Annotated in this window: 10 protein-coding genes (1 of these 10 only partly in view); 2 read left to right on the top strand and 8 right to left on the bottom strand. The window is 45.7% G+C overall.

Annotated elements, in window-relative coordinates; translation table 11 throughout:
• A protein-coding gene (pruA, locus tag BN8_RS27210) for an L-glutamate gamma-semialdehyde dehydrogenase (RefSeq protein WP_009285165.1) crosses the window boundary here: on the bottom strand, positions 1 to 913 show its 5' portion. It extends 719 nt beyond the left edge of the window; the window shows 913 of its 1,632 coding nt (coding positions 1–913); it begins with the start codon at positions 911 to 913; the stop codon falls past the left edge of the window.
• A 137-nt stretch (positions 914 to 1,050) separates the two neighbouring features.
• Between pruA and thrC the strand changes: the two genes are divergently transcribed.
• A complete protein-coding gene (thrC, locus tag BN8_RS27215; protein ID WP_040006589.1) occupies positions 1,051 to 2,361 on the top strand; it encodes a threonine synthase in 1,311 nt (436 codons plus the stop codon).
• A gap of 53 nt (positions 2,362 to 2,414) precedes the next feature.
• Here thrC and BN8_RS27220 read toward each other — a convergent pair whose 3' ends face one another.
• The 5 genes from BN8_RS27220 to BN8_RS27240 all read right to left on the bottom strand — a co-directional run bounded on the left by BN8_RS27220 (position 2,415) and on the right by BN8_RS27240 (position 11,237).
• Positions 2,415 to 4,223: a tetratricopeptide repeat protein gene (locus BN8_RS27220; protein WP_009285167.1), complete on the bottom strand. Its 1,809-nt coding sequence runs from the start codon at positions 4,221 to 4,223 to the stop codon at positions 2,415 to 2,417.
• A gap of 487 nt (positions 4,224 to 4,710) precedes the next feature.
• A complete protein-coding gene (locus BN8_RS27225) occupies positions 4,711 to 5,586 on the bottom strand; it encodes a class I SAM-dependent methyltransferase (RefSeq protein ID WP_009285168.1) in 876 nt (291 codons plus the stop codon).
• Between the two features lie 32 nt (positions 5,587 to 5,618).
• A complete protein-coding gene (mnmG, locus tag BN8_RS27230) occupies positions 5,619 to 7,478 on the bottom strand; it encodes a tRNA uridine-5-carboxymethylaminomethyl(34) synthesis enzyme MnmG (RefSeq protein ID WP_009285169.1) in 1,860 nt (619 codons plus the stop codon).
• Positions 7,479 to 7,562: 84 nt separating this feature from the next.
• Entirely contained in the window at positions 7,563 to 10,865 is a 3,303-nt protein-coding gene (locus BN8_RS27235; protein WP_009285170.1) for a DUF4175 family protein, read from the bottom strand.
• A 27-nt stretch (positions 10,866 to 10,892) separates the two neighbouring features.
• Positions 10,893 to 11,237 carry a hypothetical protein gene (locus BN8_RS27240; RefSeq protein ID WP_009285171.1) on the bottom strand — a complete coding sequence of 115 codons (345 nt, stop codon included), beginning with the start codon at positions 11,235 to 11,237 and terminating at the stop codon, positions 10,893 to 10,895.
• A gap of 63 nt (positions 11,238 to 11,300) precedes the next feature.
• Here BN8_RS27240 and BN8_RS27245 point away from each other — a divergent pair, with 63 nt between their 5' ends.
• Positions 11,301 to 12,008, top strand: a complete 708-nt coding sequence (locus BN8_RS27245) for a ComF family protein (RefSeq protein WP_009285172.1) — start codon at positions 11,301 to 11,303, stop codon at positions 12,006 to 12,008.
• A gap of 36 nt (positions 12,009 to 12,044) precedes the next feature.
• Here the strand turns inward: BN8_RS27245 and BN8_RS27250 are convergent, their stop codons facing one another.
• Both BN8_RS27250 and mfd read right to left on the bottom strand, forming a co-directional pair.
• A complete protein-coding gene (locus BN8_RS27250) occupies positions 12,045 to 13,352 on the bottom strand; it encodes an SUMF1/EgtB/PvdO family nonheme iron enzyme (RefSeq protein WP_009285173.1) in 1,308 nt (435 codons plus the stop codon).
• Between the two features lie 36 nt (positions 13,353 to 13,388).
• A complete protein-coding gene (gene mfd / locus BN8_RS27255) occupies positions 13,389 to 16,739 on the bottom strand; it encodes a transcription-repair coupling factor (protein WP_009285174.1) in 3,351 nt (1,116 codons plus the stop codon).
• Positions 16,740 to 16,748: the final 9 nt, after the last annotated feature.

Here is a 16,748-nt window from a genome sequence, read left to right on the forward strand (position 1 = left end):
ATTCATGAACAACTACAAAGTCTTTTCCACCAGTTTCGCCGACGATACGTGGATAACTTTTGTATTTGTGAATATTTTCTCCGATCGTCTTCCAAATTTGTTGGAAGACTTTTGTACTTCCTGTAAAATGAATACCTCCGAACTCCGGATGGTTGAAAATGCGGTCTCCTGCTACGGGACCGTCTACATAAATTAGATTTATAACTCCATCTGGCAGGCCTGCTTCTTTTAGCACTCGCATAATCACGTTTGCGGAAAACACCTGCGTGTAGGCCGGTTTCCACACAACTGTGTTACCCATCATGGCTGGCGCTGTCGGTAGGTTTCCGGCAATAGCTGTGAAGTTGAATGGAGTTAGCGCAAAGACAAACCCTTCTAATGGCCGATATTCCAGTCTATTCCACACGCCGGGAGATGAATTTGGCTGCTGCTGATAGATTTCGGTCATGTAATGAACATTGAACCTTAGAAAATCGATCAGCTCACAAGCGGAGTCAATTTCTGCCTGGTAAGCGTTTTTAGACTGCCCTAGCATCGTTGCAGCGTTTATTTGCGCTCTATACGGACCTGCAATCAAATCGGCTGCTTTGAGAAATATACTGGCGCGGTGCTCCCAACTCATGTTTGCCCAAGCTTCTTTTGCCTCTAAGGCTGCTTTTATAGCATGGTCGATGTGTTCAGCGCTTCCTTCATAAAAATAGCCTAAAGTATGCTGATGGTCATGAGGAGGGGCTATCCGTAGTTTTTGTTCTGTTCTCACTTCCTGATCGCCAATGTACATGGGGACATCCGTTTCTACGGATCGGAAGTTGGCCAACGCTTGTTTTAAGGCTATTCGCTCGGGGGAACCAGCTCTGTATTCCTTTACTGGTTCGTTTACTGGCGTTGGTACGCTGAAAAAGCCAAATGACATAATGAAGTGTTTTGTTCATACAAAGTTACGGATTGACTATTTTATCCACTAATCCACATTTGTTTTCCACATTTCATTCGCTTTTCGGCAGGATACACGTTTGATTTTCCGAACTTTGTATTTCTATCTCTTTGTATATGCGCTTTTATAGTACTAATAATCCACAGGTAACTGTATCTGCTGAACAGGCTTTGTTTCATAGCATGCCAGCGGATAAAGGTCTTTACATGCCTGCTTCCCTACCTTCTTTAGGCTCTTCCTTTTTTGACGACATTGCAAATCAATCGCTGGCCGATATTGGTTTTGCGATAAGCCATGCACTTTTCAAGGGTGAAATTCCAAAATTGGCTTTAGAAGAACTAACTCATCAAGCATTTCCTTTCGAAACCCCGGTTGTAGAACTGGAAGAAGGCCGCTTAGGGATTCTTGAACTATTTCATGGTCCTTCGCTTGCGTTCAAAGATGTTGGTGCCCGCTACATGGCCGCTCTGATGTCGTATTTTGCGCGAAACACAGACAAAGAAGTGAATATTCTGGTGGCAACCTCGGGCGATACTGGTGGAGCCGTAGCTATGGGATTCCATAACGTACCGGGTATTCGCGTTTCTATTTTGTACCCGAGTGGCCGGGTTAGCGATTTGCAGGAAAAGCAATTGACCACCCTAGGTGGAAATGTGCAGGCTTTTGAAGTGCAAGGTTCATTCGATGATTGCCAGGCACTAGTTAAGCAAGCGTTTGTGGATAAAGAGTTGAATCAACACTTGTCGCTTTCTTCTGCTAACTCTATTAACATCTTTCGGCTGATTCCTCAGAGCTTTTACTACGTAAGCGCTTATGGACAGGTACGTTCCTGTGGAAAACCTGTTGTTTTTTCCACACCAAGTGGAAATTTTGGGAATTTGAGCGCCGGCGTGCTTGCTCAACGAATGGGCTTACCCATTGATCATTTTGTTGCTGCTACGAATCTCAATCGTGTTGTCCCAACCTACCTACAAACGGGCAGTTTTGATCCACAGGCATCAGTTGCCACCATTTCAAACGCGATGGATGTAGGTAACCCAAGCAACTTCGTACGCCTTACTCACTTGTTTGGTGATTCATTTGATCAGTTAAAGCAAAATGTATCTGGGTACTATTTTGATGATGAGGAAACGAGGGCGGGTATGAAAGAAGTTTTCGGTCAATTCAATTATGTTGCGTGCCCTCACACGGCCATAGGTATTCTTGGCCTTCAGCGCTACCTGAATAGCATTACAAAGGACGCTGTTGGGGTAGCCCTTGCCACTGCTCACCCTTCAAAATTTAAGCCGTTAGTTGAAGAGGTGATCGGCCAATCGATTGACGTACCAGAACGTTTGGCTAGTTTAGCTTCCCTTCCAAAGCACAGTACCGTCATTCCAGCCAGCTATTCGGCGTTTAAAGAATCCTTATTACAAACAGCGTTGTAACTAAAAAGCCAGCTCTGAAGCTGGCTTTTTAGTTACAATACATTCTGAATTCTCTAATTGACTGTGTCTCCTCTCAATGTTCTGAAGCGTTTTCGTGCTTCTGCCCCATAGATACTTCCCGGGTATTGCGTCAACACCTTCTGGTAGGCGTCCATTGCAGCAGTCTTATCTTTCAGTCGCTCCTCGTAAATCTTTCCCTGAGTGAACTGTGCATCATCGCCCAGGATATCATAAGGGTATGTGGCTGTTATCTTCTTTAAATCGTCAAGTGCTTCTGCGTTTTTTCCTTGTTTCAAAAACGTATTGGCTCTTAACCATAAGATCTCGTCGGCCAAGCTGTGTCCTTCGAAGGTTTTCAACATTTGATTAAGCTTTTCCACAGCTTCATCTGTTTTGTTCTGAAAAAGCAATAAATCAATGGACGCATATTCCCGCATTGCGGCCTCTGTACTATCCATTCCTGTGTTATCTACAATCAGCAGGCTTAGTGATTCTGCATCATTGGCAATTTCCCTGGACGTAGCAAGCTTGAGAATATCCAGCAACTCCTTTGATAATGTGAACTCACCTTTGTAGTAATGCAGCTTGGCATTCTTCAGTTTTGCTTCATAGCCAAGCAGTTCCTCTTTTTGCGACTTTTCTACCTGAGAATATAACAAAGTCGATTCCCATGGCTCCCCTTTAAGAAGAAAAATATCACCTTTGTCCAGCTTACACCGATCAATGAAGTTTTTATCCGCTTTTCCAAGCTCTACAGCCAGATCCAAAACCGTTAAGGCCGTATCCTTACTGTCTAGGTAATAGGCGTACAGATTTGCCGTGCTACGTAAAGCCTCCAAGGTTTTGTTGTTTGTACCTATTTCCTGTAGCATCTTCTGGTAGTCGCTGATCAGCTTACGTATTTCAAGCTTATCGACAGGAAATGTGTTTTTAACCTGTTCTTCACGGGCGTTTATTACCAACCGTCGGGCAAATGGATAGAGCTGGCCTTGTGGATAAGTCGTTACAATGTATTCGAATGCCTCGGCTGCCGTTTTATATTCTTTGTTATTCAACGCCACCATACCTAGGTCATACACCCTACCCCCGTTTAGTTTCAATCGCTTATCCGTAGCTTTTTCCTGTAGCAGGGCCCGACTGAATTTCTGTTTCTGAATGAAGTACCAAATCAATAGTTCGTTGTAAGCCAATTCGCCCGGCTCAGCCTGAATCTTTGTATATAATGCTTTTTCGATTAATGGTTCGTCTTTTGTGTTCAGATACCCCTGAAGTGACGCTAGAACAGACTCTTTCTTATCTGACTGCTTACTTGTGATGATGGCTTCGTCTATGGCTTTTTCTGTTTGGCCAGTCGCTCTATACAATGCCATTAGTTCGCTGCTGTACGAACCAGGTTCTTTGCTTACGTCCCTGGCTTGCTCCAGTGATCGAATTGCCCAGCGGTTCTCTCCTATCTCACCAAAGGCATCGGCAAGCTTCTCCAGCTTAGGGACTGATGACTTACTCGATTGCAGCGCCTGTGTATATTGATTTTTTGCCTGCGTTGTATCGCCCTGCTGGCTAGCTAGCTGTCCAGACAACAAAGCGTAGTAAGCCCGATTCGCTTCGTCGGCCTTTTCCTGTTTCCGCAGGTACTTAAGTGCCTCCTCGGCTTTGTTGCTTTTTTGCAAGCTATACACGTAGCGCGAAAGCCGCAGCCAATTGACCTCTGTTTTCAGCAGCTTACCGTATTCGTTCGCTGACTTTTCGAATTCGCCCGCCTTGAAATACTCATCTGCAAGGGTTGCCCCACTTTGTGCGTAACTCTGCCCCAAGAACGTTAGCCACGTCAACAGAGTTATGATCGTTGCTCTATTAATCATTTTATAATTAATGTCTTTAAAAGAAACGTTATTATAATCATTAAGGATGTGGAAATGTGAACAATTATGTTGTCCACTTATCTTTTGACATAATGTGGACAAAAACTTAGTTTTATCAACAACCCTTCACTTGGTTATCCACCTGTAAAATGTTATTGCTTAGCTAATTAACATTTTTTCCACAGTATTGTGTTAATCACGCTGTGGGATTGTGAGTAAATCTTGCCCACATTATGTACTATGGAAATTGTGTTACGTTTTTATTCATAACGTCCAGTTTATTCTACAATTTCAGGCCGCTAACTGTCTAATGTTAATAACCTTACTAGTAGTCAACATTGGTCATTACTCTTGTTCACGTGTTTTCCACTTACAATGATTAGTTATTCACATTGTTATGCACAAAGTTTTTTCACTTTTTTTATTTAGGATTGACCTTTTACCCAGATGAAGAATTGCCCCGGACCAATGAGCATTTTTCATTCACTTATTGAAAAACATAAATGAGACTGGAGTAGTCACCTGATCTCATTGCTTTGCTGTTAGACTGTACTCCAATTTTGACACTCGCTACGTAGTTAGGAGTACCAGATTGATAACGGGTGCTTAAGAGTGCTATATAAAAAGCATCAAAGAGCATTGGCTTTTTATCAACTAAACGAAACCCGTGTTTATTGAATAGCGACTCAATCGTTTTTGGCGTGAAGTGATATAAGTGTCTGGGTAAATCATATGCAGCCCAGAATTGACCAAAATACTGAGCATCGTATGAGTTAGAATTTGGTACGGCTATTACTAAGCTTCCGTTTTTAGTAAGTAATGATTTAAGCTCATCAATTGTTTGGTTCAGTTCAGAAACATGTTCTAAAACATGCCACATTGTAATAATGTCGAAGGTTGGCTTAATCTCCAGTTCGTTCAAGGAGGGTTTTATTACGTTACCCAGTTTTTGAACAGCAATGGCTCTTGCATCCTGATCTGGCTCAGTGCCACTCACCTGCCAGTCACCTTGCTTACACGTATTTAGAAAAGCCCCAGTACCACAACCTACGTCAAGAATGTGGCCGGGTTTTCCATGTAATTTATTAATTAAGGAGAGTTTTGTGCGAAGGGTATAATTTCTAACGAGCCGATATGCTGAATTTATGAGGCCGGCCCCGGTATCATTATGGGAAACGTAGTCGGCAGATTTGTAATATTTCCCAACAACTTCAGCCTCAGGTCTTGGGTTTGTAAACCTGAATCCACACTGTTTACACTGCTGAATGTTGAATGGCTCAGTACTGACTAAATAATCGGTACAAGTCAGAAATGGCTCAAATTGCCCGGTTTCACAAACCGGACATTGTGTTAGTGTCTCCAAAACTTTGCGTTAAACTATAGGGTCGGTACTGATTACCGACCCATGTAGACGAGTAAGATAGAAATGTCAGATGGGCTTACCCCGCTGATACGTGAAGCCTGACCAATGGTCGCTGGCTTCAAGCGCTTTAATTTTTCCCGGCCTTCAAACGATAACGCTTTAAGACGGTCGTAGTCGAATGCTTGATTTATCTCCAGCTCTTCCAGCCGATTAAGTTTTTCTGCGTTCAGCTTTTCCCGGCCTATGTAATCTTCGTACTTAATTTCAATTACTGCCTGCTCAAGCACTTCTTTGCTTATATCTGAGGAAGCACTGACAGTACTTAATAAGTACTGTACGTCATGCTGATCTATTTCCGGCCGTTTTACAATAGAATATAGGCTGGCTTTTTCGCGAATTACCGCGCTACCTTTTTCAGAAAGCCATGAATTGATGTCTTCTGGTTTAAGCTTCACAGACTTTACTGTACTCAGTAACGCAGCAATGTTATCGCGCTTTTGTTGCATTTTTTCATAACGTTCAGGTGATGCTAACCCGATTTCGTAGCCTTTTTCAGTAAGTCTAAGATCAGCATTATCCTGACGAAGCAGGGTCCTGTATTCAGCGCGTGAGGTAAACATTCGGTACGGTTCTTCTGTACCTTTCGTAATCAAATCATCTACGAGGACGCCCATATAAGCTTCTGATCGCTTGATCACGAAGTTTTCCTGCTCATTGATTACCCGATGTGCGTTGATTCCTGCTATTAATCCCTGGCAAGCCGCTTCCTCATACCCTGTTGTTCCGTTGATCTGTCCTGCAAAAAATAGGTTATTGATCAATTGCGTTTCCAGCGTGTGTTTCAGTTGCGTGGGCGGAAAGTAATCATACTCCACAGCGTAGCCAGGGCGGAACATGCGAACATTCTCGAAACCTGGAATACGTCTTAACGCATCATATTGAACATTCTCCGGCAATGATGTAGAAAACCCGTTCACATAAACTTCAACGGTGTCCCAACCTTCTGGCTCAACAAAAATCTGGTGACGATCTTTATCGGCAAATCTGTTGATTTTATCTTCAATTGACGGGCAGTATCGAGGGCCAAGTCCTTTAATACGTCCCGTAAACATTGGAGATTTTTCAAATCCCGTACGCAGAATATCATGGACATCGTCGCTGGTGTACGTAATCCAGCAGCTACGTTGTTTTGATAAAACAGGAGTGTTTAGGTAGGAGAACTTTCCTGGACTTTCATCACCCGGCTGTTCTTCCATTGCATCGTAAGTTAAGCTTCGGCCATCAACTCGGGGAGGAGTGCCCGTTTTCATACGACCTGCTTCAAAGCCTAAAGTGACCAGTTGTTCGGTCAAACCAGTCGATGCGCGTTCGGCTGTTCGTCCACCTCCAAACACTTTTTCGCCGATGAACATCTGGCCGTTTAAAAACGTACCGTTTGTTAAAACCACGGCTTTTGCGGTGAAGGTTATTCCTAATGAAGTTTTTACTCCTATCGCATGTCTGTCCTTGACAAGTACTTCCTGAACTGTATCTTGCCAGAAATCGATGTTGGAGTTTGATTCAAGTGTTTTGCGCCATTCCCAGGCAAAGAGATTACGATCGCTTTGGCATCTGGGGCTCCACATCGCCGGACCTTTTGAGCGATTCAGCATGCGAAATTGAATCATGCTTTTGTCGCTGATAATGCCCGACATTCCACCCAAGGCATCGATCTCCCGAACAATTTGCCCTTTTGCAACTCCACCCATTGCCGGATTACAGGACATTTGGGCGATGGTTTGCATGTTCATTGTAATGAGCAGGACTTTTGAGCCCATTGTTGCGGCAGCATGTGCTGCTTCACAACCGGCATGTCCTGCCCCTACCACAATCACATCGTAACTTGAATGCATTTTTGTGTTTTTTGTAAAATGTTTCACGTGGAAACTTTTACAAAAATGCTGAAAGTCGATGAAAAGTTCAGATACTGAGCCCTATCATTTACTGACTTTCTGCAAATACTGGTTCGCTTCTTTTTTATAAAACGAATTATAATTTGGGCTAACTGAACGGAGCACTTCAACCTGCTTAACCTTTTGCATCGTACCAGCAGAGTCGAAAAACGACGGTGTACTACGTTTTGTTGACTTAGCAGTTTCAGCTTGACGTTTTGGATCTTCTTCCTGTTGTTTTAGTGCTTTTTCAGATTCCAGCAATCGGGTAAGAATCTCGTTCTGCCGGTTAATGGTGTTTTGGTTGACACGTTTGTTGACCAAATCTGTTTCTGTCTCATCCATCTTTTCCATTAACTCCTGGACCTGCTTCTCCTGTTGCTTCCCGGCTTCAGTTCCTTTTGAATTATCCTGGAGCTTTTTCAGCATATTCCGAATCATGGCCTGTTCAGCAGCAAGGCGAGACAATTCTTCAGATAGGCCCCTACCCGATTTGCCGCTCTGTTGTAATTGTTTCATCTGAGCATTGAGCTGTTTCTGCATCTCGCCCATACCCTCTGATTGTTTACCTTTACTTCCACCCTTACCAGCGCCGGGCATTGCCATTGCATTCATCTGCTGCTGCATTTGCTTCAAAACGTCACTAAGCATAAGGGCAAGGTTGTTAATAGAAGTCATGGCAAATTGCTGTTTTGATGCTGCCATACTCAGCCGTCGCTCTTTAAGTTGCTGAACACTTTCATCCATATACGATTTCATGTTCGTTAATTCGCGAGTAACGAATGACTGAATTTGAACAACGCGGCTTGCCAGCGCATTCAGGCTATCTTCAATTACTTTGGCATCATCCTGAAGTTTTAGTTGCTCCTGCGATAGTTTTGTAACACGTGGATCCTGAAGGCTCATACCCTTAAACTCCTTCATGACACGCTCCTGACCAAAGGAGAGAGTGATTAAGTTTTCAAGCAAATTGCGAAGGTCATCCATGTTTTCCTGCATTTCCTGCATCTCGGCTGATTGCATGGATTCCTTTAAAGCTTTACTCATGCTACGCATCGACTTGGATGTTTTGCTTTGAGATGAAGCTGCTTTTTTGTTCTGCTTTTGCTTCATCTGCTGCATAGCCTGCTCCATCTGCTGCTCAATCTCTTTCTGAAGATTTTCCTGATTATCGGGTTTATTCAGTTCATCTTTTTCAGCTTGTTGTTCAAGTTCTTTAAGCTGCTCCTGCGTATTCTTGAAATCTTCCTGAGCTTTCTCCTGTTGCTTTTGCTGCTCTTCAGAATTGACGTCTTTGCTGTTATTTTTTTCAGCCTGTTCCTCCTGCTGCTGAGCCTGCTTTTCTAAGTTTTCTGCTACATTGTTCACTTTCTGCTCAAGCTGCATCTGCTTAAACAACTTTAAAGCCCGCTCTAAATCACGCTCCAGATTACGTTCTTTGCGACTGAGCTTGTTAAGAAGTTCAGATGCTTTCTCATCCTGTTTGCGCTCAAGCATCTGCTTCAACTGCTCGTACAATTGCTTAGACTCAGGGTCCATCAGCTCATTGAACAGCTTCTGAAGTTGTTCAAGCTTATCCTGCAAGGCTTGATTTTGCTCAGCAAAACGCTGCTGAGTATCGTTTGTCTTTTGAAATTGTTCCTGTAGCTTCTGCACTTCCTTCAACAGTTCGTCGCGCTTCTGCAATACGTCCTGGAGCTGTTTCTTGTCCTGGAAGTCGGAGGATTTTTTGGTACGAAGCCGGTTCTCCATGGCGTTCAATTCCTTCTTGATCGCCTGAGTTTTGTTAAGGGCGTTGTCAATCTGTTGTTCGGTTTGCTCGGCCGATTTATCGACCTGCTCCTGAATCTCCTTGTTGGACGGAATGACAAAGTTCAACTGATTAGATCGGCTTGATTTAGGACCGCTAACGCCGTCGTTATCCCAAACCTGAACGTAGTATTCGAGCCGGTCTTCCTGGCCAAGTTTTAAGCTATCAAGCGACCAATTGTACACGAAATTCTGTGACGTAGTAGTGCGATTGAGAGGAATATCGCGTGAGTACAAAGGCGACTGCTTACCATTGCGATTCACACGGTAGTTCAGTTTCATGCGCGTGAAACCGTAGTCATCAGAGACAAGACCCGACAGAGATATGTAGTTGTACGTAACCGTATCCTGAACCCGATCGACCGAAATCTGAGGGTAACGATCCGGAATTACCTGTGCATTGTATTGGATAGAGGATGGCGAAGCAACCTGACCATTTTTAAGTGACACCGTATACGTAGCATTCTGCATCAGTCGACGGTTTACGGCAAAGCTGTTTTCTTCGACCTGTCGGGCCAGAACGGGAGCCGGATCATTGTTGAAACGGAGGGTTAACGAATCAGTATGGTCGGCTATAAATTTCCAGTGAACGACCGTACCCTGAGGAACAAGCAGGTTTCCAACGTTCGACAGTTCCTCAGATGGTTTGTTGAGATAAGCGGGATAATCTAGCCGTACGTCGAAGGAAAGCACCGCCGGCCGATCAATCAGGTTTACGCGGTACGACGACGATTGGAAGCCGGATGCTTCCAGGTAAAAGTCCAGATCACGCTGAAGATTGTCAAACGTATACTGAAACTTGTCGCCAATCTGATCCAGTTTAAAGCGTGTTCCATTAGCCACAACGTATACTGCCTGCGGAATTGCTTCGCCGGTAAGCTTTACGGAGAGTGGGAAATCCTCATTCCGGAAAGCTTTCAATGCCTTATTCTCAACAACAAACTGGAAGGGTGCTTCCTCTACAAACTCCTCATTGTAATTGACAATACGGTTTGACGACTTTGTAAAAAAGGCGGGATTGAGAATTAAAATAACCAGGATCAATGCCAGCGGAGGAATGGCATATTTTAATAGCTGGCGGTTCCGGCTTATTTGGATGGCATTGGCGAACCGATTGATCAGAAGTTGCTGCGACCGCTGATTTAAACTGGCCTGAAGCAGATCACTCTGTTGGGCAGTGATACGTTGAAGTTGTAAGGTGTTTAACAACTTATCCCCTACTTCGGGAAAAAATGTACCGATCTGACGGGCTGCCTCATCGTTTGTGAGTGGCCTGCTCAGCCCGTAAAGACTTAGAAGTGGCCGAAAAATTAGAAAATAGAAGCCAGCCATAACGGTAAGGAGGAAGCCGAAAAACAGAGCTCCCCGCCCAACAGAATTAAAGCGGCCGACAAATTCGGCGGTGTTGATTAGCAAGTAAAGGCTGCCAGCCAAGGCGACAAAAAACAAACTACCTTTCACCAACTGATTTAGATAGTATCGTTTCTTATATTCTTCAATGCGTTGCAGCAATACGTCGTATGAGTTCTGCGAATGCATAAAACCAGTTAGTTTCAGTTTGAATGATTAAACCAATTCAGATTCAAAATAACGGATGATGTGTTCCTTCAAAAGGTCTTCCTGCTCCAGCAAATCGCCGTGAGGAACTGGTTTTGAAAGGGTCCATTGTGGCCAGCCGTCTTTGTCATACCCATCAAACGTATAGTAGCCCGATTGACTAAGAACACGGCAGACGGCCAAATGCATTAAATCCTGTTTTTGCTCTTTACTAAAGCGCTTGGGTCCTTTACCCAGTTCCTGCACACCAATCAGAAAGAGAACCGCATTAAGATCGCCAGGACGTTTTCCGATCAGTGTTTGAAGCCGGTCAAGCAGTTGATCCCATGCTTCATCAGTTGTTTTTTCCTCCACGCGCTACAACACATTTATCTTCTCTCTAAATTACAAACTTTTACCTTTAAACGAACATCAGCCATGTTTCGGTTTGTCCGATCTGTCATCACAGATTTTGCTGATCTGCTTTTTCCTACGTTGTGTCTTAGCTGTAATCAGCCGCTGGGGGACAACGAACGGATTTTGTGTACGGATTGCCGGATAAACCTACCAGAAACAGGTCAGCATCAGGAATCTAACAGCCAAGTATTGAATAAGTTTGCCGGGAAAGTACCCATACAGTTCGCGGCTTCTTATCTCTACTACACTAAAGGGGGAACAGTTCAAAAATTAATCCACCACATCAAGTATAAAGGCAAAAAAGAAGCGGCTAAAGAAATAGCTAACTGGTACGGTTACCAGCTTAAAGACAAGAGTAATTGGCTAAACGTTGCAGACCTGATCGTTGGTGTTCCACTGCATAAGAACCGCCAGCGACAGCGAGGCTATAATCAAGCCGATTGGATAGCTGAAGGGCTTTCTGAATCACTGGAAATTCCCTTCCGGACCGACGTGCTGATCCGTACTAAATTTCTCAGTTCGCAGACGCGTAAGAACCGGATTGAGCGGTGGGAGAATGTGAGTTCTGTATTTGCCGTTCAGAACACAGATGTTGTTAAGGACAAACACGTCGTTGTCGTGGACGATGTCTTAACAACCGGCGCTACGGTAGAAGCCTGTGCTGCCGAATTACTGAAAGCCGGTTGTAAGTCAGTTGGTATATTAACGATTGCGGCCACCCATCGCTGAGTGGCCGCATCGTCGATTACGTTTATGTCAGGTATGTTACCGGTTCCGGCCTACGCCGATCATGGCGCAACGGAAGCCGATCATAGCCGTAGCAGAATCCTGATCCAGGAACCGGCGCGTTCCGGGCGCTAACCAGTATGATACGTCATTCCACGAACCGCCTTTGTAGACGCGCAGCCGGTCGTCGATAAGCGACTGGTTACTCTTCTTGTCGTAGTTTTTCGCGTCGTCCAGATACCCATTCCGGCGAATTGGGTTCAGATCATTTACATCCTGATAAGACAGCGGACGATATACGTCATACACCCATTCGTTTACGTTACCCGCCATGTTATACAGACCGAAATCGTTGGCTGGATATTTATAAATTTCAGTGGTGATGATTGCTCCGTCGTTTGAACGACCAGCGATACCGGCGTAGTCACCACGGCCCCGCTTGAAGTTAGCAAGCATTTGGCCTTGTTTACGACCTTTGCGTGAGTTACGTACTGACGAGCCATCCCACGGATAGATCCGCTGGTTAATCTGATTCTCGTCCATGTACTGCGTTCCAATCAGCGCTTTAGCTGCGTATTCCCACTCGGCTTCTGTCGGCAGGCGATAGTCAGGCAATACCAGACCGCTTTCCAGGCTTGGGCGAGGAGGAGCAGCCGCTGCAATGGGATTTCCGGCCGAATCGGTAGCCGCTACTTCGGCACCACCAGCTTCAGCCAGAGCTGGGTCCTCACGCTTCGACTTACGTTTCAACGAGAAGCCACCTCCTTTTTTCTTGCCCTCTGAACCACCCTTTCGAGCCAGCTCGTTGTTGACCGCATTAGTCCGCCAGATAGCGTAGTCATTGGCCTGCACCCACGATACACCAACCACCGGATAATACCGGAAAGCCGGGTAACGGAGGTACTGCGTTACGTATGAGTCATTGAATGATAATGGGTTAGCCCATACAGTTGTATCCGGTAAGGCAGCACGTACCACCTCTTCAGATGAATCACGCTGAATGGCGTTCAGATACTCGAGGTAGTGGATGTTGGCAATTTCCGTCTCGTCCATGTAGAACGACTGAATACTCACCGTGCGCTCCCGGTTGTCGCGGGTGTTCATCACATCCTCTTCCAGCGCTCCCATCGTAAACCGACCGCCTTCAATGAAGACGAGGTTTGGACCACCATTCTGCCCCGCAAATTTCTTTACCTGATAACCATCTTTCTGGTTGTAAGCAATACCCGTCGCCGTACTCTTCTTACCTGGCTTCACGCTGGTTGGGTGCTTGGACTTACAGGATGCCAGAGCCGCCACCGCCAGCAACACATAAGCCGCTCGTTGCAGGTGATTCTTTTTAATCATTGCGCTATTTGTGTAAATCGTAGTAACAAAGTTGGTTTAATCAGTTAAAGCACCCAAAACATCATTCAACTGGTCGACCGTAGTCACATCGTTGTGCGTAAAAACAGGCCGGTTTTTTGACTCTTTCAACGAACATTTAGACGGGTTTCGCTTAATGTAGTCAATTACCTTGCCAAACTGATCGGACGTAAAGAATGCATCGTTCCCGTTAGAAACGAAGTATCCTTTCAGGATATTATTCTTTAACGTCAGTTTTTCAAGGTATAATCGCTCAGCTTTCCAACGAACGTTGACCATCTTGATGAGGTTTTCGACTTCTTCGGGCATGGGACCAAAGCGGTCCTGTACTTCCTGCCTAAACGCCTGAAGCTCTTCGTTGTTCTGAATACTGTCTAAGCGGGTATATAGCGCCAGCCGTTCTGATATGTTCGATACGTATTTTTCCGGAATGAGAACCGGTAGATCGGTTTCAATCTGGGTATCGGGCAACGAGGGTTTCAAATCGCCGACGTTAGGTTCAAACAGGTCTTTGAACTCGTTTTCTCTCAACTCCTGAACGGCTTCGTCGAGCACTTTGTGATACATCTCGAAGCCAAGGTCGTTAATGAAACCACTCTGTTCAGCGCCCAGCAGATTTCCCGCCCCGCGAATATCGAGGTCGCGCATGGCAATTTTAAAACCTTCTCCCAAATCAGAGAAATCTTCCAGGGTTTGCAGGCGTTTGCGGGCGTCGGCAGTCAGCACTGAAGGCGGTGGGGTTAACAGATAACAAAACGCTTTCCGGTTGGAACGCCCTACCCTACCCCGCATCTGGTGCAAATCGGAGAGGCCAAAGAAGTGCGCCTGATTGATAATAATCGTATTGGCATTCGGTATGTCCAAACCCGATTCAATGATGTTCGTTGATACCAATACGTCGTAGTCGCCTTCAATGAATCGGGTCATGACCCGCTCAAGCTTTTCGCCCTCCATCTGGCCATGCGCAACACCAATCCGGGCTTCCGGAACCAGACGCATGATCAGGTTGCCAATGGACTCAATGTCGTTGACTCGGTTATGCACAAAAAACACCTGACCTCCCCGACGTATTTCAAAGCTGATGGCGTCGCGAACAATTGCCTCATTAAAGGCGTGAACTTCGGTTGTTACGGGCTGGCGATTAGGCGGTGGCGTTGCGATCACTGAAAGGTCGCGGGCACCCATGAGCGAGAAGTGCAGTGTTCGTGGGATGGGTGTAGCGGTCAGCGTCAGTACGTCCACTTCTACACGCATTTCCTTTAACCGATCTTTCGTTTTTACGCCAAACTTCTGCTCCTCATCAATAATTAACAAGCCCAGATCTTTAAACTTAACGTCTTTATTAACAATTCGATGAGTGCCAATCAGAATGCCAACTTCACCGGAGGTGACCCCTTTCAGCGTATCCCGAATTTGCGCAGTCGACCGGAAGCGGTTAATGTATTCAATACGTACCGGAAAATCGGCCATACGCTCTTTGAACGTATTGTAATGCTGCATGGCAAGGATGGTCGTTGGCACTAGAACGGCAACCTGCTTATTGTCCGTAACGGCTTTAAAGGCCGCCCGGATGGCAATCTCAGTTTTGCCAAAACCAACGTCACCGCAAACAAGCCGGTCCATTGGGTGCGGCCGTTCCATGTCGTCTTTAACATCGTTGGTAGCTTTAGCCTGATCGGGCGTATCTTCATAAAGGAACGACGATTCAAGCTCAGCCTGCAGGAAACTATCGCGGCTATACGCAAAACCTGGCGCATTCCGGCGTTTGGCGTATAGGGCAATCAACTCGCGGGCAATGTCCTTGACCTGCTTGCGAATCTTCGACTTTTTCTGCTCCCATTCCTGCGAACCAAGTTTGCTCATGGTCGGCGGACCACCCTCCTTGCCACTGTACTTTGCGATCTTGTGCAGACTGTGGATACTGACGAGCAGAATGTCATTATCGCGGTAGATCAACCGGATGGCTTCCTGCTCATTGCCGCCTACCTCAACCTTTTCCAGCCCCGCAAACCGACCGATTCCATGATCAACGTGCGTGACGTAGTCGCCCGGCTGAAGCGTCTTCAGCTCCCGGAGTGTAAGGGCTTTCGACTTGGAAAATTTGTCCTGAACGCGGTACTTGTAGTAGCGGTCAAAGATCTGGTGGTCGGTGAAGCATGCAATTTTGAGGGCTTCGTCGATGAAGCCCTCCCGTAAGCCAATGTTCATCGGCTGAAACTTCACAAACGGGTCAAGTTCTTCAAAGATGGTTCGTAGCCGTTCGAGCTGTTTGAAAGATTCGGCCGCGATAATATTCGTAAAACCTTTCGACTGGTTTTCGCCCAACGTATCGACCAGCCGCTTGAAATCCTTGTTGAACGACGGTTGCGGCTTAGCGATGTATTGCTGTCGGCCTTCGGTTTTAAAGTAAAATTTTCGACCAAATTCGACCGTCCGAAAATCCTTTAACCGGTTAAGAAAAGACCGGCGGGTTTCGAACAGTTCATTGGGATCAGAAACGACCTGGATACCTCCACTGCCGGCCAGCACAGACGCAAAACTTTGCTCGGCTTTCTCGAAGCACTTTTCTATAATTTCAAGTGAGAAATCAACGTCTTTCAGCCAGATAGTCGTGCTGTCGGGCAGAAAGTCCAGAAACGGTTCCCGGGTTTCTTCAATCAACTTGGTCTGGATATTCGGAATGATGTTGATGAAGTCGACCGGATCGGTCGAAAGCTGAGATTCCGGGTTAAACTTCCGGATGCTTTCTACCTCATCGCCGAACAGATCGATCCGGAACGGAAACTCACTGGCAAACGAAAATACGTCGATGATTCCCCCCCGAACCGAAAACTGACCCGCTTCGTATACAAAATCAGTTTTCTCAAAATCATAATTCTGAAGTAATTCGGAGACGAAGTTGGTATCGAGCCGATCGCCAACCCGCACTGTCAACGTATTGGCTTGCAGCGATCGTTTGTTGATTACTTTCTCAGACAGCGCTTCCGGATACGTTACCATCAGTAAGCCGTCTTTAGGCGCTGGATTCAGTCTGTTCAGGACTTCGGCCCGCATCAGTACGTTAGCATTCTCGACTTCCTCGTATTGATACGGCTTTTTGTACGACATCGGAAAAAGCAGTACTTCGCGGCCGAGCAAATTCTGAAGGTCATTAAAGAAATAGGCTGCTTCTTCGCGGTCGGTCAGTACGTAGAGATGGTTGCCTCCTACTGACCTGAATATGGCCGAAGCAAGCACTGCATCCAGGCTACCAGCCAGGCCTTTAATCTGAAGGCGCTGCGACTCGGCTGATTGCCGGCTGAATGGCTCAGCCAGTAATTTGATAAAGCTATCGTCGGCATAAAGACCGACTAATTCGTCCGGTTTCAAGCAAAATCA

This window comes from Fibrisoma limi BUZ 3 (assembly GCF_000296815.2).
GTDB lineage: Bacteria > Bacteroidota > Bacteroidia > Cytophagales > Spirosomataceae > Fibrisoma > Fibrisoma limi.

Coding starts and splice junctions, on each gene's coding strand:
- mnmG (WP_009285169.1), bottom strand. CDS start 7,478: ATGCATTCAAGTTACGATGTGATTGTGGTAGGGGCAGGACATGCCGGT.
- BN8_RS27250 (WP_009285173.1), bottom strand. CDS start 13,352: ATGATTAAAAAGAATCACCTGCAACGAGCGGCTTATGTGTTGCTGGCG.
- BN8_RS27220 (WP_009285167.1), bottom strand. CDS start 4,223: ATGATTAATAGAGCAACGATCATAACTCTGTTGACGTGGCTAACGTTC.
- BN8_RS27245 (WP_009285172.1), top strand. CDS start 11,301: ATGTTTCGGTTTGTCCGATCTGTCATCACAGATTTTGCTGATCTGCTT.
- thrC (WP_040006589.1), top strand. CDS start 1,051: ATGCGCTTTTATAGTACTAATAATCCACAGGTAACTGTATCTGCTGAA.
- BN8_RS27235 (WP_009285170.1), bottom strand. CDS start 10,865: ATGCATTCGCAGAACTCATACGACGTATTGCTGCAACGCATTGAAGAA.